The organism is Neiella litorisoli (assembly GCF_014773395.1).
In the GTDB taxonomy this organism is placed as follows: Bacteria; Pseudomonadota; Gammaproteobacteria; order Enterobacterales; family Neiellaceae; genus Neiella; species Neiella litorisoli.
Map to the genome: position 1 here is coordinate 38,522 of NZ_JACXAF010000012.1, position 22,861 is coordinate 61,382.

22 protein-coding genes are annotated in these 22,861 nt (G+C 46.6%); 10 read left to right on the top strand and 12 right to left on the bottom strand.

Annotated features, from left to right (window positions below; genetic code table 11):
• Positions 1–13: 13 nt before the first annotated feature.
• A complete protein-coding gene (locus tag IC617_RS10075; RefSeq protein WP_191144873.1) occupies positions 14–886 on the bottom strand; it encodes a LysR family transcriptional regulator in 873 nt (290 codons plus the stop codon).
• 111 nt (positions 887–997) lie between these two features.
• On the opposite strand from IC617_RS10075, the gene IC617_RS10080 reads away from it, so the two are divergent.
• The 5 genes from IC617_RS10080 to IC617_RS10100 all read left to right on the top strand — a co-directional run bounded on the left by IC617_RS10080 (position 998) and on the right by IC617_RS10100 (position 4,467).
• Positions 998–1,510: a lactoylglutathione lyase family protein gene (locus tag IC617_RS10080; RefSeq protein WP_191144874.1), complete on the top strand. Its 513-nt coding sequence runs from the start codon at positions 998–1,000 to the stop codon at positions 1,508–1,510.
• Between the two features lie 178 nt (positions 1,511–1,688).
• A complete protein-coding gene (gene ybeD / locus IC617_RS10085; protein WP_087505739.1) occupies positions 1,689–1,952 on the top strand; it encodes a DUF493 family protein YbeD in 264 nt (87 codons plus the stop codon).
• An 11-nt stretch (positions 1,953–1,963) separates the two neighbouring features.
• The gene (gene lipB / locus IC617_RS10090) at positions 1,964–2,620 is read left to right on the top strand and encodes a lipoyl(octanoyl) transferase LipB (protein ID WP_191144875.1); all 657 of its coding nucleotides are present in this window, start codon (positions 1,964–1,966) and stop codon (positions 2,618–2,620) included.
• Positions 2,613–3,578, top strand: a complete 966-nt coding sequence (lipA, locus tag IC617_RS10095; protein ID WP_087505737.1) for a lipoyl synthase — start codon at positions 2,613–2,615, stop codon at positions 3,576–3,578. Before lipB ends, lipA begins: the two co-directional genes overlap by 8 nt.
• A gap of 253 nt (positions 3,579–3,831) precedes the next feature.
• The gene (locus tag IC617_RS10100) at positions 3,832–4,467 is read left to right on the top strand and encodes a CBS domain-containing protein (protein ID WP_191144876.1); all 636 of its coding nucleotides are present in this window, start codon (positions 3,832–3,834) and stop codon (positions 4,465–4,467) included.
• Here the strand turns inward: IC617_RS10100 and mak are convergent.
• Entirely contained in the window at positions 4,453–5,382 is a 930-nt protein-coding gene (mak, locus tag IC617_RS10105) for a fructokinase (RefSeq protein ID WP_191144877.1), read from the bottom strand. The genes IC617_RS10100 and mak overlap by 15 nt on opposite strands.
• A 284-nt stretch (positions 5,383–5,666) precedes the next feature.
• Between mak and IC617_RS10110 the strand changes: the two genes are divergently transcribed.
• Positions 5,667–6,905: a nidogen-like domain-containing protein gene (locus tag IC617_RS10110; RefSeq protein WP_191144878.1), complete on the top strand. Its 1,239-nt coding sequence runs from the start codon at positions 5,667–5,669 to the stop codon at positions 6,903–6,905.
• A gap of 54 nt (positions 6,906–6,959) precedes the next feature.
• The gene (locus tag IC617_RS10115) at positions 6,960–7,454 is read left to right on the top strand and encodes an invasion associated locus B family protein (protein ID WP_191144879.1); all 495 of its coding nucleotides are present in this window, start codon (positions 6,960–6,962) and stop codon (positions 7,452–7,454) included.
• Between the two features lie 80 nt (positions 7,455–7,534).
• Here IC617_RS10115 and cysQ read toward each other — a convergent pair whose 3' ends face one another.
• From cysQ to cysD, 5 genes are read right to left on the bottom strand one after another with little or no spacing between them, the layout of a single operon-like run.
• Positions 7,535–8,311, bottom strand: a complete 777-nt coding sequence (cysQ, locus tag IC617_RS10120) for a 3'(2'),5'-bisphosphate nucleotidase CysQ (RefSeq protein ID WP_224745923.1) — start codon at positions 8,309–8,311, stop codon at positions 7,535–7,537.
• 53 nt (positions 8,312–8,364) lie between these two features.
• The gene (cysC, locus tag IC617_RS10125) at positions 8,365–8,967 is read right to left on the bottom strand and encodes an adenylyl-sulfate kinase (RefSeq protein ID WP_191144880.1); all 603 of its coding nucleotides are present in this window, start codon (positions 8,965–8,967) and stop codon (positions 8,365–8,367) included.
• Positions 8,968–8,982: 15 nt separating this feature from the next.
• On the bottom strand, positions 8,983–10,710 hold the full coding sequence (locus IC617_RS10130; RefSeq protein WP_191144881.1) for an SLC13 family permease: 1,728 nt from the start codon (positions 10,708–10,710) through the stop codon (positions 8,983–8,985).
• On the bottom strand, positions 10,710–12,134 hold the full coding sequence (cysN, locus tag IC617_RS10135) for a sulfate adenylyltransferase subunit CysN (protein WP_191144882.1): 1,425 nt from the start codon (positions 12,132–12,134) through the stop codon (positions 10,710–10,712). The genes IC617_RS10130 and cysN overlap by 1 nt, the downstream gene beginning before the upstream one ends.
• Positions 12,134–13,042 carry a sulfate adenylyltransferase subunit CysD gene (gene cysD / locus IC617_RS10140; protein WP_191144883.1) on the bottom strand — a complete coding sequence of 303 codons (909 nt, stop codon included), beginning with the start codon at positions 13,040–13,042 and terminating at the stop codon, positions 12,134–12,136. Before cysD ends, cysN begins: the two co-directional genes overlap by 1 nt.
• 310 nt (positions 13,043–13,352) lie before the next feature.
• Between cysD and IC617_RS10145 the strand changes: the two genes are divergently transcribed.
• Positions 13,353–14,306 (top strand): glycosyltransferase family 2 protein, encoded by a 954-nt coding sequence (locus IC617_RS10145; RefSeq protein ID WP_191144884.1) that lies wholly within the window; start codon positions 13,353–13,355, stop codon positions 14,304–14,306.
• A 10-nt stretch (positions 14,307–14,316) separates the two neighbouring features.
• Here the strand turns inward: IC617_RS10145 and IC617_RS10150 are convergent, their stop codons facing one another.
• Positions 14,317–15,426 carry a glycosyltransferase family 4 protein gene (locus IC617_RS10150; RefSeq protein WP_191144885.1) on the bottom strand — a complete coding sequence of 370 codons (1,110 nt, stop codon included), beginning with the start codon at positions 15,424–15,426 and terminating at the stop codon, positions 14,317–14,319.
• 189 nt (positions 15,427–15,615) lie between these two features.
• The gene (locus IC617_RS10155; protein WP_191144886.1) at positions 15,616–16,554 is read right to left on the bottom strand and encodes a hypothetical protein; all 939 of its coding nucleotides are present in this window, start codon (positions 16,552–16,554) and stop codon (positions 15,616–15,618) included.
• A gap of 28 nt (positions 16,555–16,582) precedes the next feature.
• Between IC617_RS10155 and IC617_RS10160 the strand changes: the two genes are divergently transcribed.
• The gene (locus IC617_RS10160) at positions 16,583–17,347 is read left to right on the top strand and encodes a sulfotransferase family protein (protein WP_191144887.1); all 765 of its coding nucleotides are present in this window, start codon (positions 16,583–16,585) and stop codon (positions 17,345–17,347) included.
• 64 nt (positions 17,348–17,411) lie between these two features.
• Here the strand turns inward: IC617_RS10160 and IC617_RS10165 are convergent, their stop codons facing one another.
• Positions 17,412–19,856, bottom strand: coding sequence for a rhamnan synthesis F family protein (locus tag IC617_RS10165; protein ID WP_191144888.1), 2,445 nt, complete (start codon positions 19,854–19,856; stop codon positions 17,412–17,414).
• A gap of 207 nt (positions 19,857–20,063) precedes the next feature.
• Between IC617_RS10165 and IC617_RS10170 the strand changes: the two genes are divergently transcribed.
• Positions 20,064–21,119 carry a hypothetical protein gene (locus IC617_RS10170; protein WP_191144889.1) on the top strand — a complete coding sequence of 352 codons (1,056 nt, stop codon included), beginning with the start codon at positions 20,064–20,066 and terminating at the stop codon, positions 21,117–21,119.
• 98 nt (positions 21,120–21,217) lie between these two features.
• Here IC617_RS10170 and IC617_RS10175 read toward each other — a convergent pair whose 3' ends face one another.
• Both IC617_RS10175 and IC617_RS10180 read right to left on the bottom strand, forming a co-directional pair.
• Entirely contained in the window at positions 21,218–21,616 is a 399-nt protein-coding gene (locus IC617_RS10175) for an FAD synthase family protein (protein ID WP_191144890.1), read from the bottom strand.
• Complete coding sequence (locus tag IC617_RS10180; RefSeq protein WP_191144891.1) at positions 21,617–22,858, bottom strand: discoidin domain-containing protein; 1,242 nt, start codon at positions 22,856–22,858, stop codon at positions 21,617–21,619. It lies immediately after the preceding gene.
• Positions 22,859–22,861 lie beyond the last annotated feature (3 nt).

The following is a 22,861-nucleotide window of genomic DNA, read 5'->3' on the forward strand; positions in this document are numbered from 1 at the left end:
AATACGCAGCTGCTCAATTGAGCAGCTGCTTGACGGTATCAAACACTCGGCCATAACGCTTGGCCAGTGGTTTGTGTCTTTTTTCTGTCCAGTACAAGGTTTGATAAACCGGTTGTTGCAATGCCGCGACCTTCAATTGGCCCCCCGCTGTCGCACTTGCAACTGCTGATCGTGGCAACACGGTGAATCCCAGCCCTAGAGCCACTGGCGTTAAGATCTGGCCGATTTGGTTGACATAACCTCGTTCCGGAATAGCGGCCATGCCAGCAAACTGATCGGCGAAATTAGCTTGCAAGACTGAAGCGGCAAAGTGATGGCCATCGGGGTGGTTGATAAAACCCAGCTCAATCAGTGCTTGCCAACTGAGCTGGGTGGCTTGTGGCAGAACCAAACACAACTCATCGTTGGCAAAACTTTGTTGTTTGATGGTGGCATCATTCACCTGCTCTGAGCAAATGCCAACCGCAATATCGCCGAACTTAAGGCGCTCAATAATACGCCCAGCCGGAGCCGCTTCCAGATAGAAACTCAACTTGGGCTGCCGCTGCTGTAACGCCAGTAGTGCCGGATACAAGCGCAAAGCGACGGCACCAGAACAAGCCAATCGGCACTCACCGGCATCATCGCGATCGTGTTGCATTGCACTCATCAGCTCTTGCTCCGCAACTTGTTGTTGCAAGGCGTAGCGGTGCAGCTGTTCACCGGCAATGGTCAATTCAAACTGCTTGCCAAAGCGGTTTAGCAAGGGTTGACCGACTGCCTCCTCGAGGCGTTTGATGTGCTGTGTCACCCCAGGCTGGGTCATAAATAGAGCTTCTGCTGTACGCGTAAAATTTTTGGTCTCAACCAACTGGCAAAACGTACGCAAATAAAGCGGATTCAGCATGATAGATAATAAATATAACTTATCAAAATAATGATTAATGATAATTTAAAATTTTCATGTTGTCCGACTAAACTTCATCCCAGTTGACATCGACCACAACAGGTGAACCCAATGACCGAACAACACACAACGTATCCTCGCACCTTTTCCCATATCGGTATTTCGGTGCCTGACCTCGAAGCCGCGGTAAAATTTTACACCGAAGTACTGGGCTGGTATCTGATCATGCCGCCAACAGACGTCAACGAAGATGACTCTGCCATTGGTGAAATGTGTACCGACGTATTTGGCGCCGGCTGGAAGCATTTTCGCATCGCCCACATGTCGACTGGCGACCGTATCGGCGTCGAGCTGTTTCAGTTCGATAATCAGGAAAATCCAGAAAACAACTTTGAATATTGGAAAACTGGCGTGTTCCACTTCTGTGTTCAAGATCCAGATGTAGAAGGGCTGGCAGAAAAAATCGTCGCAGCGGGCGGTAAAAAGCGCATGAAAGCGCCACGTTATTACTACCCAGGCGAAAAACCATACCGGATGATCTACATGGAAGACCCGTTTGGTAACATTCTAGAAATTTACAGCCATAGCTATGAGTTACATTACTCTAGCGGTGCCTATAACTAATCTTAGTTACTATCAAAACCCCAGCGCCAAAGGCCTGGGGTTTGTTTTTTAAGGACCTTCATATCAAATGCTGCGTTAACAACTGAGGTAAAGATCTTCAATGCGCCGTTGAAAGATCGTGATAGAATCCCCATTTATCCGCTTTACCTGTTTAACCGCTAGCTTTTGGAGCAACAAGATGGATACCAAATTTGGTGAATTACTCGACTTTCCCTGCAATTTCCCTTTCAAAGTACTGGGCGTTGCTGACGAGTCATTGCCAGATAAAATTGTTGCTGTGGTTCAACAGCATGCTCCTGGCGACTACGCCCCCAAAGTAAAGCCAAGCTCAAAAGGTAACTACCACAGCGTCACCATCGACGTTACCGTCACGAGCAAAGAGCATGTAGAAACGCTCTACAAAGCCTTGGGCGACATCGACTTGGTTCGTTACGTGTTATAAGACCAACCACCTTGAGCAAGCTGATTATTCGCACCATGGGCCAGCAGCCTTACCAACAATGCTGGCAATGGATGCAAGACTTTACCAATAGCCGCGATAGCAGCACCGCCGATGAGTTGTGGCTGCTTGAGCACAATCCTGTGTTTACCCTCGGCCAAGCAGGTAAAGAAGAGCATATTCTGAGCCAGACTGATATTCCCATCGTCAAAGCCGATCGTGGCGGCCAAGTGACTTATCACGGCCCAGGACAACAGATTATTTACTTATTGCTGGATTTGCGACGTCTGAAAATTTCCGTTCGCGATCTGGTCACCCACATGGAGCAAGCCATTATTAGCTTGCTCAACGAATATGGTATCGAAGCCTACGCCAAATGCGATGCCCCAGGTGTTTACGTTGATGATGCAAAAATTGCATCATTGGGCTTACGCGTGCGCAAAGGCTGTACGTTCCATGGGTTGGCGTTAAATGTCGACATGGATCTATCACCATTTCTAACAATAAACCCATGCGGCTACGCCGGCATGGCAATGACTCAGAGTTCAGCTCTGGGCGGCCCCAACACCACCTCCGAAGCCGCGCCCAAACTCGCCAAACTATTGGCTGAGCGCTTAGGGTACGCAGCAACCCAAGATACTGACCAATTGCCGAGTGTAGTGAATGACTAAGTCTGTAAGAAATGAAGCAGGCGTAAAAAAGCGCGATGCTGATAAAGTCCAACATATCCCGATTACGGTGATCCCAAGTGAAAAGGAGCAGTTGCTCCGTAAGCCTGAATGGATGAAAGTAAAGCTGCCTGCTAATAACGCGAATATTCAACGCGTTAAAGACGGTATGCGAAAACACGGCCTGCACTCGGTGTGCGAAGAAGCATCCTGCCCGAATCTGGCCGAGTGTTTCCACAAAGGCACTGCGACCTTTATGATCATGGGCGACATTTGCACTCGCAAATGCCCATTCTGCGACGTTGCCAATGGCAAGCCGCTGCCTCTTGATGAAAATGAACCAGAGAAACTGGGGCGCACTATTGCTGACATGGGTTTACGTTACGTGGTGATCACCTCAGTCGACCGCGATGATTTACGTGACGGCGGAGCCGCTCATTTCGCCGCGTGTGTTGAAGCCATTCGCCGTCACAGCCCAGACATTCAAATTGAGATTCTGGTGCCGGACTTCCGTGGTCGGATGGATGTGGCACTGGAAGCACTGGCGAAGCATCCACCTGATGTCTTCAACCACAACCTCGAAACTGCACCTGCGCTTTACAAAATGGCTCGTCCAGGCGCCAACTACAAGTGGTCGTTGGAGTTGATCCGCCGCTTTGGTGAAATGTTCCCAGATATCCCAACTAAATCAGGCTTGATGGTTGGTTTGGGTGAAACCAACGAACAGATCCTTGAGGTGATGGAAGATTTGCGCGCTCACAATGCCACCATGTTAACCATTGGCCAGTATTTGCAGCCAAGCTTGCATCACCTGCCAGTGACCCGTTACGTCCACCCAACCGAATTCGACATGTTCCGTGAGCGAGCCTATGAAATGGGCTTTGAACACGCCGCGTGCGGCCCGCTGGTTCGCTCCAGCTACCACGCTGATAAGCAAGCAGCTGGCGAAGAAGTGAAGTAACCACTGACCAACTCAATTTCAAGCCAGTCCGTTGTGACTGGCTTTTTTATGTGAAAGCCAAACGAAAGGACAATATAAAGAAACGATGACAGTGATCTGTTCTCATGTTGACACGTAAGCCGAATAAGAGCATTGCACTTTCAGCACTGCAACCAACAAACTGCCAAGAACAACAATGATTATATGGGAGAGCAAAACCAGTCCGCGTCCTCGCTGAGGCGGCATCAATGTTCGCAATGATAGGAGAAAGCGGATGTTTTATGTGTTTAGTACCAATGGCAAGCTATTCGGCGGCCCATTAGAAAAGCTCTACCAAATTAATAAAACCGACGAGACAACCGCTGCGCTCGCCAGCGACTTTGCCAACTCATCGATTCACTTGTCTCAGGGTAATGATACTGACGAGTTAGTCAGTCATAGCGCCATTGACCGCTACAAAGCAACGTTGCCGGAGAAAAACCAGCGAGAGCTGATCTACCACGTCTATCAGGTCATGACCAAGCCGGTCAAAGTGTTGGAGTTGTCAGCCAGCTTAGACTCCATCCATCAAGCCTTTAAGCAATATCAATTCAGCGCGTTCCCGGTGGTCAATGCTAACCAGCAGCTTCACTCCTTGATACAACGACACAAATTCACCGAATATTTATTGGATTTGCCATCGCCTAAATTTCACCGCCTGACCCTGAACGACACGCCCGAACTGCTCGAGCCAGAAGTCATTTCAACGGCTCCAGTCACCGATGTCCGCCGCGCAGCACAAATCATGATCGAACGACAAACGCCGTCATTACCAGTTGTCGAACCCAATGGTGGCGTCCTAGGCATAGTGACCAAGCGCGATATTTTGTCGTGTCTTGCGAAAGATCCGCCGCTGTCATTGTGGTGTTGAACCGTTATTCCATAGCCAAGCAGCGCCGCGTACGCCGCTTGAATCGCCGTGTAGATTCTTCACCACAGGCGTGACACACTCATTGCCAAATACCCAGTCTGAAAGCTGTTCATTAACCTTGGGATAAATGGCATCGACATTGGACATGCCACCGCCGAGCACAATGATTCCAGGGTCAAGCACGTTAACCACATGAGCCAAAGCCCGTGCCAGTCTTTGACAGTAATCGTTGAAGGCCTGCGTTGCGAGCGCCTCTCCTGCTGCCACTCGCTGCATCACATCCGGCGCGTTAAGCAGATCTCCGCCCATTTGTTGATAGACTCGGGCAAAAGATGGTCCAGCCAGCCAAGTCTCGATACAGCCGCTACGGCCACAGTAGCAGGCTTGTTGCAGCTGCTGCTCTTGCTCAGTGAGCCAAGGCAACGGGTTGTGCCCCCACTCACCGGCTACGCCATTGCTGCCGCTCCACGCTTGTTGATTGATAGCAACGCCAGCACCAACACCGGTTCCTAAAATGACGCCAAACACCGCACCATAACCAGCGCCAGCGCCATCAACAGATTCAGACACGGCAAAGCAGTTGGCGTCGTTGCTGATACGAACTGGGCGCTGCAATCGTTGTTCGAGATCGGCCTGTAAATCCTGGCCGTTCAGCCAGGTAGAATTAGCATTTTTCACCCGCCCTGTTTGACCGGAAATCGTCCCCGGAATACCGAGGCCAACCGTGCCGCTGAGGCCAAGTGTGGACTCTGCCTCGGCGACTAGCTCAGCAATGGCTCCAAGTGTGGCTGCGTAATCCCCTCGCGGAGTGGCGACTCGGCGACGCCATAATTCTTGTCCGTTACTTGCTGACAAAGCAATGCACTCGATTTTAGTGCCGCCGAGATCAATCCCAATGTTGAGTTTATGGCTCACGAATCTCTCCTATAGATTTGCTAAATAGCCAAGTCAGCTGAACATGAATCAATGCTCGATTGCATCCCCCTATTGGAGAGGAAAATCATTATCATTCAGCGAGATAGATTGTCAGATAAATTAACACAAAATGTAGGGTTATTGTGAGAGCACCGCTTATCCAATTGTTTTAATTTGATTTTTTAATTTGGCTTTATATTTGCTTTATGTTTTGCCGTTTCTTGCATGGAGTATAGCGAGAAAGACCCTCAACAATAATTGCAAATTTAGATAAGGATTTGTCGATGAACAAAAAGCATTTGGCGATGCTAGCCTCGGTTGCCATTACTCTTCCCACTTTCTCATCTGCTTCGGTGATGCTTGATGGTTTAGGCGGCCCCACAGGTTATGGCGAGTCGGCTTTTTCAGCAGGAAACGAACGAAATGATGACGGTTCCTCTGGTAGCCATCAACTGCCCTTTGAAATCAACTACTTTGGTACCACCTACTCAGAATTCATCGTTAACAATAACGGCAACATTACCTTTAATGGCGGTGTCTCGACCTGGACGCCTCAACCCTTTCCTGTCGCCTCTCAGCCCATGATCGCTCCTTATTGGGCTGATGTTGATACCCGATGCGACACCTGCGGTGGTGTCTATGTTGCTGGTGACCAAGCCCAAGGCATTGTCACCGTCACTTGGGATAAGGTTGGCTACTACGACCAACATTCCGATTTAACCAATAGCTTCCAACTCGTGTTGATTGACCGCTCTGATACCGGCAATGGTAACTTTGATGTCGAATTTCGCTATGACAACCTGAGCTGGACCACAGGTGATGCGTCTGGCGGCGTCGGCGGTTTTGGAGATCCGACCGATGAGTTCGCCACCCCTGCTCAAGCAGGTTATGACGCTGGCGATGGCATTAACTACTTCGCTTTACCCGGCTCATTTACCGAAGATGTGATTGATCTAGCGACAACATCTAATACCGGCGAAGATGGGGTTTGGCGGTTCGCCATCCGCGAAGGTGAATTACCTGGCGCCACACCGGAAAACCCGTTGATGCCAGTCACAGAAGGTGGCAACTGGGAATTCGATTTTAACGTTCAGGAAAATGAAACCATCTTTATTGACCCTGATGTTGCGATTGGCTATGACTATGTCGTCGATTCTGGTCCAAATTTCCGTTCGGTCACCTTGCCCGCCGGCTTTGATGATGACATTTTCCAAGTCATCTTCGATGGTCAAATGGCCACCGTAAACGCTGGTCAGGAATTCTTCTTCGGCGCTGATGGCGTCAGCGAATTCCGAGTCACCGGAATCGACATTGCCAATATGATTGACCCTAGTGACACCAATGCGTTTGTCACCGGTCTATCATTTGTCAGCAGTGGCGATGTCTCAATGCGGCAAATCCCAATTACGCAATATGTTCCAGGCCCCTCTCCTGTTCCTGAGCCTGCGCCATTGCTTCTGGTGTTACCTTTTGTTTTAGTAATGTGGTTACGGAAACAAAAATTGAGCCTGTCAGCGGCTTAATTGATCGCGGTGGGAGCAAGCTGCTCCCGCCGAATCTAACAAAGGTAGATGGTTATGATTAAGGGACTAATAGCCTGCATTGGCACGGCATTTTTTGCATTCAGTACAATCGCCACTGAGCAAGACATTGAAGCTTGGACATTGGCATGCGCGGAGGATTCGCCATGCACTATTACTCAGTTGGTAATGGCAGAAAAAGCGGGGAAAAGCGGCGTTGTCGGCGGCGTAACTTACTTTCACTCAGCCAACCAGCCAATTTTGAAAGTGCGCTTTACGCCCGATGCATTGAAAAGCAAAGGCGTGGGGCTAAAGGTTGATGGTCATTCACCGCTGCACCTTCCCATCACGGGTTGTGATGGCAAAGTATGCGAAGTGAATGTGGCTGTCGATAACAAACTACTAAACGAGCTGACCACGGGCAAAATACTGGCGGTCGCTTATGTCAATCAAGCCAATCAGCAAATGACATTTCCGGTAATTTTGACTGGCTTTGACAAAGCCTTGAGCTTAATGCCAACTCGCCAGAGTCCGAAACCCGCCACGATTTGATGTCAGCTAAAACCCTTCAGATATAAAAAAACCGGAAATAATCCGGTTTTTTTAGTCATGTTATGTTGAGTGAGGCTAGGTTAAACCGGCTCAACAATAAAATAAGGGTTAAGTACCGATTCTTTTTGATTGTAAGTCAGTGGCTCCCCCTCCACTGTGACCACCCGAGCGCCTGCTTGCAAAGCAACGCCATGAGCGGCACCGGTATCCCATTCGGATGTTGGCCCTAAACGAGGATAAACATGAGCGGCGCCTTCGGCGACCAAACATAGTTTTAATGAACTGCCCATGGCAACCATTTCATGGCTGTCGAACTGCTCTAAGTAAGCGGCCATATCTGGACTTGGATGGGAGCGACTACCGACCACTTTGACCGTTTCACCGGCTGCGGCGGCGGCAGCTTTAATTGTTGTAGCAGCTGCGTCTGCGACTTGCTTGTAGGCACCAAGTCCCTCCGCCCCCCAATATAAGGTATCAATGGCTGGCGCATAAACCACGCCCATCACCGGCACACCATTGCTGACTAGGGCAATATTGACGGTAAACTCGCCATTTTTCTTGATGAACTCTTTGGTGCCATCCAGCGGATCAACCAGCCAGTAGGTGTCCCATTGCTGACGCTCAGCCCAGTCAATATCGGCATTTTCTTCTGACAGGATCGGATAAAACACCGGTAACTGCTGCAACCCAGCAACAATCACTTTATGCGCTGCTAAATCAGCTTCAGTCAATGGACTCTTGTCGTCTTTTTCGTAGATGGAGAAATCCCGATCGTATATCGCCATGATTTCCGCACCTGCTTTTTTTGCAGTGGCGATAACCGCATCGACCAAGCCTTGGTTAATAAGTTCAGACATCAAGTCGTCCTTGTTTTCGTAATCAGTTGTTATTAATAATTTTTACTAATCGACTATTCGCTTGCCAGATAGCCGTTGTCAGATAAGAAAGCCACCACCTGATGAGCGCAGTCAATCACGCTGCGACCATCGGTTTTCACTCGAACTTCAGCCGCTTCTGGCTCTTCATAAGCCGAGTCGATACCGGTAAATTGAGGGATCTTGCCGGCCCGCGCTTTCTTGTACAAACCTTTTGGATCGCGGCTTTCACACACTTCCAGCGGTGTATCAATAAACACTTCGACAAACTCGCCTTCGGGGAATAACTTGCGAGCCAGCTTGCGATCGGCGCGGAATGGCGAGATAAATGCGGTACTCACGATCAAACCGGCATCAACAAACAACTTCGATACCTCGCCAACGCGGCGAATATTCTCAACCCGCTCTTTATCTGAAAAACCCAAGTCGCCGTTCAAGCCGTGACGAATGTTATCGCCATCGAGCACGTATGTATGAACACCACGCTTGTGCAGTAATTCATCCACTGCATTAGCTACGGTCGATTTGCCCGAGCCGCTTAACCCTGTGTACCAAAGTACGCAAGATTTGTGTCCACAAAGCGCATTACGTTGCTCACGGGTAATTTTGTGCTCATGCCAAACAATATTCTCAGCCATGCTCTTGTCCCACCATTAAAAAGGGAAGAAGTAAGGTACTGCGAGCAGCACCACCACACTGTACACCAGTGACACCGGTAGTCCGGCGCGTAAAAAATCTTTCAATTGATACTGTCCGGCGTTATACACCATCAAGTTGGTTTGGTAGCCATAGGGGCTAACAAAACTGGCACTAGCGCCAAACGCCACCGCCATTACAAATGGCATTGGGTCAACATTAAAGCCAAGCGCCATGCCATAAGCCATCGGAAATACTAGCGCTGCGGCAGCATTATTGGTGACCAATTCGGTTAATACCAAGGTCATGATATAGACCCCAATAAATGCCAAATAAATCTGGCTGGTATCAAACGACTGGGCAAATAAATTGGCAAATTCAGCGACCATGCCGGAGTTCGTCAAGGCATGAGCCAGCGTTAATGCCGATGCCACCACCAGCCAAATATCGAGCGGCAAGCGCCGCTGCACTTCATTTAAGCTTAGGCAATCGGTGAAGTAGAGGACAGCCAAAAATAGCATTAAACCTTTGAGTAAGCTCAAAGTTCCGGTAGCCGCTAGGGCCACAACAGCAAGAAAACCTAAACCGGCAATCCATTCACGTTGGCCAGACAGCCGTGTCTCTGGCTCCACACCGGAGATCACAATGAAGTTTTTGGTTAAGTTGTTGCGAGACGAGAAGTCTGGGCCTACGGCCAACACCAAAAAATCACCGGCTTGAATTTTTACTTCACCTAGCTTGCCGGACAGACGCTGACCATCGCGCCGCATCGCCACTACTGCAGCATCAAACCGGGCTCGGAAACCGGCGTTTTTCAATGACAAGCCAATCAATGAGCTGTCGGGCCGGACCACCACTTCGGTTAAATTCGACGCGAGCATGCCGCTTTCATCGGCAAAGGTTTTTAAGCCATCAAACTGGCTTAATTGCATCACTTTCGAAATATCACCGGAAAACACCAAACGATCGCCGGGCAAAATAATTTCGGCAGGCGTCACAGGGGAAATCAGCCGATCGGCGCGAGCAATTTCCACCAAGAACAGTGATTCAAGATGGCGTAAGCCATTTTCCTCAACCGACTTGCCGATCATGGTCGAATCAGGTTGTACCTTGGCATCAAGAAAATAGCCCACGCTGTCGGCTTCGGTTACTCGAGTATCGGGCAGCCAACGCGATGACAAAAACAGCGTCACACCACCGGCGATCACAAGCAAGGTGCCGACGCTAGTGAAGGCAAAGAAATCCAGCCGCTCATTGCTGGTTTCATACAACATACTGTCGACGATGAGGTTGGTAGAAGTACCAATCAAGGTCAGGGTGCCACCCAAAATCGCGGCATAAGACAAAGGCAGGAGTAGTTTGCCCGCAGGATGGTGAGGATTACTTCGAATCGGCGCAATCAGGGTTGCAACCACCGCAGTGTTATTGAGCAAGGCTGATGAAATGACGGTGGAGCCAAATAGCCGCAGCCATGTCAGCTTGAAACCCGGTTTGATCACAGTCGATGCGACTAACCGCAGAAAACGGGTTTTTTCTAATGCAAACGAGCAAATGATCAGCAGGATTAGGGTGATGAGACCAGGGTTGACTAGACTGGACAGCATCTGCTCAGTGGATACCAAGCCGAAGCCAAACACCGCCAACAAGGTGCAACCGAACACCTTGGCGGGGCGTTTTTGAAAGCGAATTAAACCGGCCAGGGTAGCAACAAAAATTGCTACCACCAGCCAGCTTTGCGTCGTCATTACTTCAATAACTCGCGTAGATCTTTCGCATCCCAATGTGGGAAGTGTTTACGGATCAGCGCATTAAGCTCCCACTCAAACTCACTGAAGGTCGTTTGCGCACCTGACTTATCGCCAGAGCCTTTACCGACCACCATACCCGCACCAACGGTCACATTGGTCAGGCGGTCGATAATGACAAAGGCACCGGTACCTGGAATTTTGTCATAAGGGTCAAACGCCACCGGCTGATTCAAGTGTAGCTGACAACGGCCAATTTCATTGAGACTCAAACGAACCGCAGAATCGTCATGCTCCAGCGTGTTGACATCAATCGCATACTGAATGTCAGCAATCGAGCCGCTAGCCGTCTTAGTGGCCAACTTGAAGTCATATTGCTTATTGGCAACCAACGCATCTTCCGACATCCAAACAATGTGAACATCCAATGCACCAGCCACTTCTGGCTGATTATTGCTATGAACAATCATATCGCCACGGCTGATGTCGATTTCATCTTCCAGCGTGAGGGTAATTGCCATTGGCGCATAAGCTTCTTGCAACTCGCCTTCAAAGGTAACAATCGACTTCACCTTGGAGCTTTTACCCGATGGCAATGCGGTAATTTCGTCACCAACGCGAACAATACCGGCAGCAATGGTGCCGCAGAAGCCACGGAAGTTGAGGTTCGGGCGATTGACATACTGCACCGGCAAACGGAAATCAGACAGATTACGAGCTGCGGCAATTTCGGCGTTCTCAAGCATCGACATCAGCGTTTCGCCGTGATACCACGGGCTTTGCTCGCTGCGCTCAACCACGTTATCGCCTTTAAGCGCAGAGATCGGCACAAACTTGATACTTGGAATATTGAGTTTCTCGGCAAACTTCTCGTAGTCGGCTTTGATCTTGTTGTAGACCTCTTCGGAGAAGTCCATCAAATCCATCTTGTTGATGGCAACCACCACCTGACGAATACCGAGCAGCGAAACAATGAAGCTGTGGCGCTTGGTTTGCACCTGCACACCATGGCGCGCGTCAATCATCAAAATGGCCAAATCACAGGTTGATGCACCGGTCGCCATGTTGCGGGTGTATTGCTCGTGGCCCGGGGTGTCAGCAATGATGAACTTACGCTTATCCGTCGAGAAATAGCGGTACGCAACATCAATGGTAATGCCCTGCTCGCGCTCGGATTGCAGGCCATCCACCAACAACGCCAAATCAAATTCTTCATCGGTGGTATTGAATTTCTGCGAGTCTTTTTTGATGGCCGACAGCTGATCTTCATAGATCATTTTAGAGTCGTGGAGCAAACGACCAATCAAAGTGCTCTTGCCATCATCCACACTGCCGCAGGTCAAAAAACGCAGCAGCTCTTTTTGTTCGTGTTGTTTCAGGTAGGCCTGAATATCTTCGGCGATTAAATCAGATGCGTGACTCATTAGAAGTAGCCCTCCTTCTTCTTCTGCTCCATGGAGCCAGCCTGATCGTGGTCAATGACCCGGCCCTGACGCTCTGACGTTTTGGTCAGCAGCATTTCCTGAATAATTTCTGGCAAGGTTGTCGCTTCAGATTCAACGGCACCGGTCAGTGGGTAACAACCCAAGGTGCGGAAGCGAACCATTTTCTGCATTGGTACTTCGCCCTCTTCGAGTGGCATGCGGTCGTCATCAACCATAATCAGGGTACCATCGCGCTCAACAACTGGGCGCATCGCTGATTTGTACAGCGGCACAATCTCGATGTTTTCGAGGTAGATGTATTGCCAGATATCGAGCTCAGTCCAGTTCGATAATGGGAACACGCGAATGCTCTCGCCCTTGTTCACTTTACCGTTGTAGATGTTCCACAACTCCGGACGCTGATTCTTTGGATCCCAGCGGTGGTTTTTGTCGCGGAATGAGTAAACCCGCTCTTTCGCCCGCGACTTCTCTTCGTCACGACGAGCGCCGCCAAACGCTGCATCAAACTGATACTTGTCCAGCGCCTGCTTCAAACCTTGGGTTTTCATCACGTCAGTGTGTTTAGCACTACCAAAGTCAAATGGGTTCATCCCCATAGCGATGCCTTCGGGATTTTTGTGCACCAACAACTCGAAGCCATACTTCTTGGCTAAATTGTCGCGAAATTCGATCATTTCGCGGAATTTCCAGTCAGTATCGACGTGAAGCAGTGGAAATGGCAGATTCCCCGGCGCAAACGCCTTGCGGGCCAAGTGCAGCATCACTGCCGAATCTTTACCAATGGAGTAAAGCATCACCGGGTTATCAAACTCGGCAGCTACTTCGCGGATAATGTGAATACTTTCGGCTTCAAGCGCCTTGAGGTGGGTAAGGGTATGAGCGTCCATATGCCTTTCTGTGTCCTGTATATCTACAGTAGGAGTCTAACGAAAGTTACCGCAGTTAACCATTAAGTTACTGACAAACAATCGCTTCAGGTTCATCGACAAAAGCCTGCGCCTTACCGGCGAGTCTCGAGATGGTGACAATATAAAGGAAATACACTGTCACCAAAAGAACAGTTTGGAATAGTTATATGAAATAGAATTTTTATAGCCTCACAGAATATAAGAAACTCTGCCAATCCCCTCAAATAGCTAAAAGGTGTTTTATTGTGGTGCAAATCGGTATCATGCTTCGGCTAATCAGCTTTCCTTTGTGAAACAATCTTTACAGAGCATAGAAGTCTTCAATTCAGGTTATGAGACTCAATCTCACCAACGCGAACATATGAATAAAACAGCTGCTATTGTCGTTCTTTTCAACCCCGTAGGCGTCGACACCACTATTGGGACTATCTCTGCTCAGGTAGACTTTTGTTTACTCGTCGACAACACACCGAATGCTGAAGCTACCTCTTGGCAGCAACAGAACAACATCCATTCCGTGCACTTGGGCGAAAATTACGGCGTCGCATATGCTCAGAATTACGGCTTAGACAAGGCGAAAGCGTTGGGCGCCGATTACGTTGTATTTTTCGACCAAGATAGCGATGTACCAGAAGAGTATGTCCCCCAAATGGTGAATTCTTACGACAAACTTCGAAGCCTAGATGTCAACGTTGGCCTAATCGCAGCGAGAGCTTTTAACAAATACACAGGGACAACTTATCGGCACAGAGATAAAAGTAACTTAAAAAACATTCGCAGCATTATTAACCGCTATAGCGAAGTCGAATACACCTTGTCATCCGGCAGTTTTGTAAAACTTGATGTATTCGAAGAGGTTGGCTTATTTCACGCCCCTCTGTTTATTGACTCAGTCGATCATGAATTTTGTTGGCGACTCAGCACCTGCGGCTATAAAGTCCTTATTGATGAAGAGTTAAAGTTACCCCATATGCTCGGTGAAAAACGAAGGGACAACACCTTCGTAACTGTTAATGTGCCAGCCCCTATTCGACATTACTATGTGTTTAGAAATTGGATTCACCTGTGCAAGCAGAAACATGTACCCTATCAATTCAAAACCAGAACACTGCTTCGAATGCCATTAAAAGCCACCTATTTTATTTGCTTTGAGTCACCGAGACGACAGCGGCTGAAGTACATTGCGAAGGGTGTTTGGCATGGTTTGATTGGAAAACTTGGACGATACCCAAGTAGCAAATGAACAAATACGTCTAAGCTAACTGGTCGATAGCGCTCAAATAGCTAGATATAACAATATGTTCATCAAATTTCTGCTCAGCTAATTGACGGCTTTTTCGGCCGAAAGTCAAACGCTCCTCGTGGCTCATTGCATACATTTTCTCAATGACTGATACCAAGCTATCAACATCATTTGGTCGACATAACAAGCCATTTACGCCGTTTACGACTGTTTCTCTGCAACCGACGTTATCGGTTGTAATAATGGGCTTTGCCATTGCGGCAGCTTCAAGCAATGAGCGAGGAATGCCTTCTCGATAATAAGATGGCAAAACAACGCAGTCAGCCTCAGCCACCTGGATTTCAACGCGTTCTGATTCCCCCAAGTAGGTTAACAGTCCTTCGTCGACCCAAGAGCGAATTTGACACTCTTTTATCGCTGACTTGTTCTTCGAATCGATAATACCAAGTAGGCGGAACTCGATCTTATCGCCATATTTTTGTTTTAGAATTCTCGCCGCTTCAGCGTATATACAAACGCCTTTCTCTACCAGCATTCGTGCAACCAACACAAGCTTCAAGACTCCGTCATTGGTAGATGGAGTCGCCTTGAATCGCTGCAAATCAACCCCTGATCCAGGCAGTACTACATTACTGCCGTTAAGGATGATTTTGTGTTTGAGAAACAGCTTCTTATCTTCGATATTCTGAAAGAAAACAACATCCGCACGGCGTTGTGATAGCTTGTACAAAAGGACCGTTAATTTCGCAACAAGTGAGTTTCGAACAAACACCGAGCCAAGCCCAGAGATGTTATTGATGATTTTCAAGCCGAATGCCTTGGCCACCAATGTACCGTATATGTTGTTCTTGGGAGTGAAGTTCAACAACAAATCAAACTGATTGGTGAAAAAAAACTTTACCAGACTAGCCAGTGTCACGAGATCGTTGAGCGGGTTCTTTCCTCCACGATCCATATAAATATCGCGGTGCTCAACTCCTAATGCCTCGAGTTTAGCGACATAGTTATCCGCTGGAGATAAAACGGTGACTGAGTAACCCCTTCCTATTAGCGACAAGATGGTGTTTTTTCTAAAGTTGTACACATACCAGCTTGTGTTAGCTGAAATCAAAACATTCACAGAAGTAATACCAAGTGGAAAAGCGGAGGCTCAAAGCCAACTTGCAAAGACAGTTGGCTACTAATTACTTAATCCTGAACAAGATCAACCCATCACCCAACTACAGCGATACCCACCACCATTCGAAATTTAGCGACGGGGAAAGGATGCTACCCGCAAGCCGAGCAAGAGTAAACGACATACAGCCTTTTAGCGACTATTAGTTTCGCGCGCACCTTTCAGCACATTCAAATAGTGGGCTCTTTCTTTGGCGAGGGAGTACGAGTAGGCTTTTTGTTTACCTATCCATTTATTTAGCTGTAACAAAGGTGAACCAACACGTTGAGCTGCCTTAGTAATGGCATGGCAGCAAGACTCAAAATCAGGCTCGCACAAAGTGATATTGGCCCAAATAGATTCATATTCTCTATTCGCCACGCAATCAGGAACGACAGCCCAATCCGAAAGAGACATGGCCTCAATGCCTGGAAGGTAAAAACCCTCCGTCTTGTTTGGTAATGGTAACGAAATTCGAGAAGATGCCATTGCCTGATACACGTCCAAAGGAGCAACATTGCTTGCGTGCAATTTAACCTTCCAATTTTGCTTCTGTGCCCATTCAAATAGCCGTTGGCCCAACGCTGGCCGCTTATTTGCCAAAATGTATAGATCATAGCATTTTTTTCTCTTCAGTTTCGGTATTACATGCCCCATTTTAATAGTAATGCAGCGTCCATTTGCGTATGGCAGAATAGCTTGTCGAACCGCTTCAGAGACACATATTCTCGTTGCTGGGTACTGTAGAAACTCAAATAAAGGCTGAGAGGGATCGGCGTGCCGAACGTGTTGTATCAAATTTATACGTGATTGCGCCTCATCATAAAAAGGTAGATAGCTATGCCAGTCCATACCTGCCAAAAAGACCAGTTCCGCTTTTGTGGGATCATATATTGATTGATAAACACTCGGAGAAAAATTGGAAAATAAATCGGGCCTAGTCCTAGATTTGGCTGACAAATACAAGTCAACCTCAATGACTGATGCTGACAAAGTATGCTCTATATAATCGTGGACCTTTTGATGCCCTCCAGTGTAGCCTTGGTAATCTCTGAAAAACGAAATACGCTTGGGGTAAAATTTTTTACTCATTGCTTTAGTAGTTATTGAAAGCTTAATAATGAAGCCTAACTTACAGATTATCGGTGTTCAAAAATCGGGAACTACAGCTTTGGCACACTTTCTTAGCCAGCACCCCAATATTTGTTTAGCGAAAAACAAAGAAGCTCACGTTTTCGATGATCCATCGTACTTGGAACACCCTAAGCCGCATCAATATGCCAAAGATAAATACGATTCAGTATTCCAACACTACAATGGCGAGCAGATCATATGCGACGCAACACCTATAACGATATTTAATACTCACTTTTTAGAAGAATGTTACCATTACAACCCTAATGCGAAATTCATCGTATCGTTAAGAGATCCAGTAGAACGGGCCCTTTCTCACTACCACATGTCCTTCAAAAGGGGGACAGAGAAACGAACTGCGCTGAGCGCTTTTATCTGTGAACGCTATAAACTACCTACTCTCTCACATAAAGACGTATGGAGCTACGATTCAGCGTGGAGAGAACACTCATACTTAAGCAGAGGCTTATATAGCCGCCAATTGAGAGAGCTTTTCAACATAGTTCCACGCCAGCAAGTTCTGATCATTTTTCAACACGATCTCAAAATCAAACACGAAGAGACCTTGAGTAGAATTTTTAATTTCCTGAGTGTTACACAAGTAGAGGTTAATGCTGAAACAGTTTTTTCTCCGAATCGACCTCCCAAGAGTTTGAATGAGCGACTCGCTGAGCTGTATGCAAAAGCTTATTTTTTCCTGAAAGACGAGAAACCAAGCACTTGGAAAAAAATCATTGAGGACGATTCTTGATATCAGTGTTTTCCATTTGCCCTGGACTATCGTGCAAGCAATCAGGCGTGCTACACAGCAACCATTATTCCCTAAACATTTCCAAAACATGGTGGCAGAACCGGCATTGGTAGCCAGCTTTACTAGCGAGCAGAGGAATCAACCGAGCTTCACAATCGGGGGCAGCGGAAAGACTCTCGTGTATATCATCAGAAGCGCGAAGATAGAAATCCGTCAATGCTTGAGGCCGATACCAGAACATCATGGAAGCAGGGTAGGCAGCCACTGTCTGAGGCATCTTCAATCCAAATTCATCAGCTAGTTGCGCCGCTTTTTCAAAACAATCTCCCCAGCCAATTTTAGCGACCGAATGGGGATGGTATGGTGGCATTAGTACACCTAACTTTGAGTCGCTTTCGAAAGCTCGTACGACATCCGCAACAATTGATGTACTTCCCAACAAAGTTAAAAGAGATGTCAACCGCTCGCCTTTAACGAAAGAAGTGTTTACTGGCCCAGTGTGAACGTTACAGACAAGATCATAATTTAGATGACGTTCATCGATAGCTACCCTAGCCCTCCGCTGCCCATCAATATTTTCTTTTCGACAAATATGCAGATTTTTAGCGCCTGAATGATGTAAATAGTCCTCTACCACTTTTGTTAAATTAGGCTCACATGTCACAAGTAAATCGAACTCATAGGGCAACCAAGCCAAGAAATCGACAACCTGAGGAACAAAAGCTTCATCTGCCACAGTGAGGCTTACAGCAATTTTCAACCCTGAGTTAAGCTTGTCCTTCTTCTCTGGGGTTGCAAACACTAAATCAAAAACCGTATCAACGCCAAAAAGCTCGACTAATAAAGTATTGTGTGGCCATAGCCTACGCCAGTGGTTGAATATCCTAGCAGTTAAATCAACCTCAGCACTATTTTCGAGCTGAGCAATCCCATTTAGAAGCCAGATCAAATTGTCTCTCTGAAGAAAAATACTCTGCTGCATATATCGATCCAGAGCTGCGCCTCTTGTCAGACTTGTAGCTAGAGCGCTGGCTACTCGATCATAACTGTCTATTTGCGGCAAATGATTGGTAATGAGTTTTTTGATTGTTCCAGTTCTATCCTCTTCAGATGCTTCAGTTTGATGTTTTTCGATTCGCTGCAATACGCGCAAAGCAAGGCCATGTTCAGGCTTATGCTCAAATACTTCAGTAAGTAATTTAGATGCTTCTTCAAACTCTCCTTTTCTTGCCTTTTCATTGGCCAACCTCGCTCTCAGATCGAGGCCTTGCGGGTTGAGTTCTAAGCCTTTTTGATAGCAACGTTCGGCTTGCTGATATTCCTTCAATCGGCCGTAGAGATCCCCTAGGTGCATGTATTGCCAAAAGATAGGATTTAAATTAATAGCCCTAAGATAACTGACTTCAGCTAATAAATAGTGTTGATGTCTTACCGCCAGTATCCCAACATCCATATAGTCTTGAGCTTTACCAAATGTGCGGCTCAACAACTCTTCAAACAATTGCTCTGGAGCTTTTGTTGGCGGATAGCTTTTGATTTTTTCAAGTACTTGCTTCCAATTCAGAAGCTTAACTTCATTTTCATCAATTGACTCATTCGGCATGCCATGCGAGATACCAAAAGAGTTGCCTAATGACCTTCTCTTTACCAACTGAGATTCAAGCTGAGACTTTATTGACGAGGGTATCGATAGCGCACAACGAGAAGGGCTCCGTTCCCCTGGTGCATCAGCAGCACTTTCAAGCTGCTCCCATAGAGAATTCAATACCTGTATTTTCTCGCTTGAGAGCATGCCGAGTAACGACTCCGCATAGGTTCCTGCTGTTAAATCAGATTGAATAACAGAAGAATCAAAGGTACTACTGGGCAACGCAATTTTTTTTGCTAGTTGCGCGAGACTCCTACTTGGGTCAACCAAAGCCTCTTGAGCAATCAATAACGACCTTTCTTTACAGTTCCGGTGGAAATCGATCAATTTACGAGCATTATGCGCCCACATATCAAAAGCCAAGTATGGTTTAGACCAGAAGTCCATGTCGCCAGGTCTTTGGCTCATCTGTTGTCGAGAATAAAGCAATTCTCTGCTATGACGATTAAAAATGGAATTAGCTGCCGTAGCCCAATGCCGATAAGTAAAAACATAACGAATCGCGTCACCGGCTGCCTGTTCCCAATCATTCAAAAAAAGTAAAGCTCGCGGGTCTTTAACCCCCTGCAGACCTGAACCACATTCTCGTGTTTGAAGATACTGTTTTATTTCACTTTGGAGCCATTCTGGAGAATAAAGCTCCGCTTGGCCAGCGTAACGCCAATCACAGCCATTTGCCGCCAGCGCCTTATCGTGTAGACGTACCACGGGAATATCTTCAATATGCCCCAAAGCATTACCTATCGTAGGTCCCATAAGGTCTTTGCCCATGGACACGCCCGCCCGCATCAAAGATTGTGCAACAAGAGAAGTACCACTTCTATGGAAACCAGTGCATAAATAAAACAGTCGAGGGTTCATAAAAAAGCCTAATCGGGCAAGCGAATTGGAAATTTTTAGTAAATGTGAAGATAAAAAAGATGATAACTGAAATTCCTACGTGAATCGACCAGTCCCCGACTAGATAAAAAAGAGAATTCAAACGAGAGAAATTGATGAAATAAATTTGAAATCTAATTAACTTAAAGTTGATAACTAAAATACGGCTTAAAGTGGTCTCGAACAAGCATGAAGAAACAATTAGTCCTGCACATAGGCTCTGAAAAAACAGCCACAACATATCTCCAGCGTTTGCTGTCTAGCCAAAGACAAAACATCGAAAACCAGGGCGTCCTTTACCCAAAGATAGGATTCAATGAGCAAGCGCACTTTTCATTGGTAGCGGCTTTACACGACCTAGATCACAGTCAATCACTGGAGTTTGTTCCTCCTGGCGTTAAATGCACAATTGAGAGTGAATGGCTACCGCTTCTAGAGATGCTGACGCGACAAACTGATTACCACACTGTGGTACTCAGTGCTGAGCACTTTTCTTCTCGCCTAGGCCCCAATGCGCTATACAAGTTGCAATCGTTACTTTCCGCGCTAACCGATTATTCTATAAAAATACTCTACTATGTCCGCCGACAAGATGACTTTTTTGAGTCTTGGTATAGCACCTACATTAAAGCTGGTGGTAAAGAGTCGCTAACCGCTTCATTCAATAAGTTGAAGAACAATCGTTCAATACTCGACTTTCATTACATCATTTCAAATTGGATCAAAGCGTTTCCGAATGCTGAATATAGCGTTCGTTCTTATGATTTAGATTTGCAAGAAGGAAGATTTGTATCAGAATTTTCGAAGGAAATAAATTGTAATTTCAATTTAACAGAACAGGACTTCAACAAAGAAAACAAGTCTTGGGGCCCTGAAATGCTCTCTTTTGCTCGAATTGTAAATATGGAGTATTCATCAACTCTTGGAGCCAATCGATACACGGTATTAAACCAAATATCTGAATCAGGTATTTTCGATAAAAATAATAGCTGCCAACATATTTTAAACAAAAAAGAAAGACGCGAATTAGTTGACAACTACAGAGAATCGAATGAAAAACTTAAACCATTGGGTTTTCCATACGAACAAACCAACTATCGGGTCGATGAAGCTGAAAGCTGCTCTCCTGACGAGGTCCAACACTCAGTGCACAGCCTAGTTAACGCTCTGATTAATTTATCTTTATACTGCCGCCCACCTAAAGAGCAGGCCGCCGAGTTAAATAAAACTCAAGTTCGACAATAACAATGTCGGTAACTCAAGCATCATCTAGCTGTGATTGTTGATGACCACTTTGTACTGTCCAAGCTGCAGTACAAAGTGTTAGTGCGCCATAAGAAGGCTTAATCTTCTGATGAAGAAATCACCTCAATCAGTTGAGTTGTAGACACAGATGGCGTTCTCAACAAATACTTCACTTCACATATATCTGAGAACTCATCAAACTTGCCTTCCCAGTCATCTCCCATAACCAAAACATCAGCCTTGTAGTATTCGATATAGTGACGTTTTAACTCCAACGACTCCTCTTCGAAACAAAGATTCACATAGCGTAAGCTGTTGATGATTTTCATTCGATCTTTTTGGTTATAAATAGGATAACGCTGTTTCTTACTGAAGTTCAGAGCATCGGTGGAGACTCCCACAAATAACCGGTCACCAAATGCAGCGGCTCTTTGTAATAAGTTCACATGGCCGACATGAAATACATCAAATGTTCCAAAAGTAATTACTGTTTTCATCTATCGTCCAAAGTATAAAAAACCGTATTGATTTTTAGCATGGGACCAATCGAACTTCCAGAAAGGATCTGGCGTCCTCCAAGCTGCCCCATAGTTGAGAACCAACAAAGGTTCTGGGTCCAGCGGTAGGTATATATCATACCCAAAGAAATTAACTTTTCTTATAGGGTCAATACATCCATCGGGAACGCCAGGTAATGGTAATGGGTTCATCAACGTTGTCCCTGCCTCACGCCAACCTGTAAACAGGTCAAACATAATCCCTTTACCGGTATAGACCCAAAGATGCGCTACGTCCGATGGCTTTGCTTGGTAGCCGTGCTGCTTTAAAAACTCGCAAAGCTGAGCTCGCTCAGCAACGATGCTATCCGGATCTGACTTGTTGCTGATGTAACAAACGTCCAGATCATCATCATGTCCTAACAACTGCTGGTCTCGGACAAACCCCAGTAACGTTCCAGAAGAAGCAAAAGCAGATACACCAAACTCTTCATTGAGCAGACGAAGAAACTTAGACAACTCTTTGTATGCAAGATCTTTTTGCTCATCGGTTCGAACGTCAAAGGTCTGGGTCAATCCATGTGGCCCCAAAGAACTGTCAAATTCGCGCAAAATTTCATTGCATTGAGCGAGTAACTTTTCTGCTTCTTCACGCTGTCCCTGCTTCACTAAGGCATCAATATACCTTCTTGCTCTTGTTACTCGGAGAGTCGCACACTCCACAAGCGCTTTTGATGGCTCATCGAGCTCGTTAAAGTCTTGATGCTCCAAAAAAGCAATATTATTAAACACTGGCTGCCAATGACTCAAATCGTTCGACAAGGATATCTTGGAGTACAAAGCTCGATAAAAGAATTTATCATCGCGATTATACACCCGTATCTTCGCGATCGATTTAACTGCGCCAAGATCGATAACAAGCCAAGGCGATTCCTCGTTTTTTGAATGATAATTGACCCCTCCTGTTGGGGGGCCAACAATCAAACGGTTGCCGTCGAAACGGCTCTCATCATTATAAGCCGAACTAACAATAATCGATGCTCCCTGTCTCAGATCTGAGCCAGAAGCATCTTCGATAAGAATTTTGTCCAAATTGATGGATTCCTTTCCTATCAATTCGAATTTAACAAAGCGAGCATTCTCCGAAACATCAACAATCAATGGCTGCTGAGAGCGCTTTCCTCTGAAATATTCAAACCCGTGCAGTTCAATAAACTGCTTAACCCACTTACTATCGTTCATAAA

Bases quoted from the DNA above. Each gene is read 5' to 3' on its own strand.
- IC617_RS10075 (WP_191144873.1), bottom strand. From the start codon at position 886: ATGCTGAATCCGCTTTATTTGCGTACGTTTTGCCAGTTGGTTGAGACC.
- IC617_RS10080 (WP_191144874.1), top strand. From the start codon at position 998: ATGACCGAACAACACACAACGTATCCTCGCACCTTTTCCCATATCGGT.
- ybeD (WP_087505739.1), top strand. From the start codon at position 1,689: ATGGATACCAAATTTGGTGAATTACTCGACTTTCCCTGCAATTTCCCT.
- lipA (WP_087505737.1), top strand. From the start codon at position 2,613: ATGACTAAGTCTGTAAGAAATGAAGCAGGCGTAAAAAAGCGCGATGCT.
- IC617_RS10100 (WP_191144876.1), top strand. From the start codon at position 3,832: ATGTTTTATGTGTTTAGTACCAATGGCAAGCTATTCGGCGGCCCATTA.
- IC617_RS10110 (WP_191144878.1), top strand. From the start codon at position 5,667: ATGAACAAAAAGCATTTGGCGATGCTAGCCTCGGTTGCCATTACTCTT.
- IC617_RS10115 (WP_191144879.1), top strand. From the start codon at position 6,960: ATGATTAAGGGACTAATAGCCTGCATTGGCACGGCATTTTTTGCATTC.
- cysQ (WP_224745923.1), bottom strand. From the start codon at position 8,311: ATGTCTGAACTTATTAACCAAGGCTTGGTCGATGCGGTTATCGCCACT.
- cysC (WP_191144880.1), bottom strand. From the start codon at position 8,967: ATGGCTGAGAATATTGTTTGGCATGAGCACAAAATTACCCGTGAGCAA.
- IC617_RS10130 (WP_191144881.1), bottom strand. From the start codon at position 10,710: ATGACGACGCAAAGCTGGCTGGTGGTAGCAATTTTTGTTGCTACCCTG.
- cysN (WP_191144882.1), bottom strand. From the start codon at position 12,134: ATGAGTCACGCATCTGATTTAATCGCCGAAGATATTCAGGCCTACCTG.
- cysD (WP_191144883.1), bottom strand. From the start codon at position 13,042: ATGGACGCTCATACCCTTACCCACCTCAAGGCGCTTGAAGCCGAAAGT.
- IC617_RS10155 (WP_191144886.1), bottom strand. From the start codon at position 16,554: ATGAGTAAAAAATTTTACCCCAAGCGTATTTCGTTTTTCAGAGATTAC.
- IC617_RS10160 (WP_191144887.1), top strand. From the start codon at position 16,583: ATGAAGCCTAACTTACAGATTATCGGTGTTCAAAAATCGGGAACTACA.
- IC617_RS10165 (WP_191144888.1), bottom strand. From the start codon at position 19,856: ATGAACCCTCGACTGTTTTATTTATGCACTGGTTTCCATAGAAGTGGT.
- IC617_RS10170 (WP_191144889.1), top strand. From the start codon at position 20,064: ATGAAGAAACAATTAGTCCTGCACATAGGCTCTGAAAAAACAGCCACA.
- IC617_RS10175 (WP_191144890.1), bottom strand. From the start codon at position 21,616: ATGAAAACAGTAATTACTTTTGGAACATTTGATGTATTTCATGTCGGC.
- IC617_RS10180 (WP_191144891.1), bottom strand. From the start codon at position 22,858: ATGAACGATAGTAAGTGGGTTAAGCAGTTTATTGAACTGCACGGGTTT.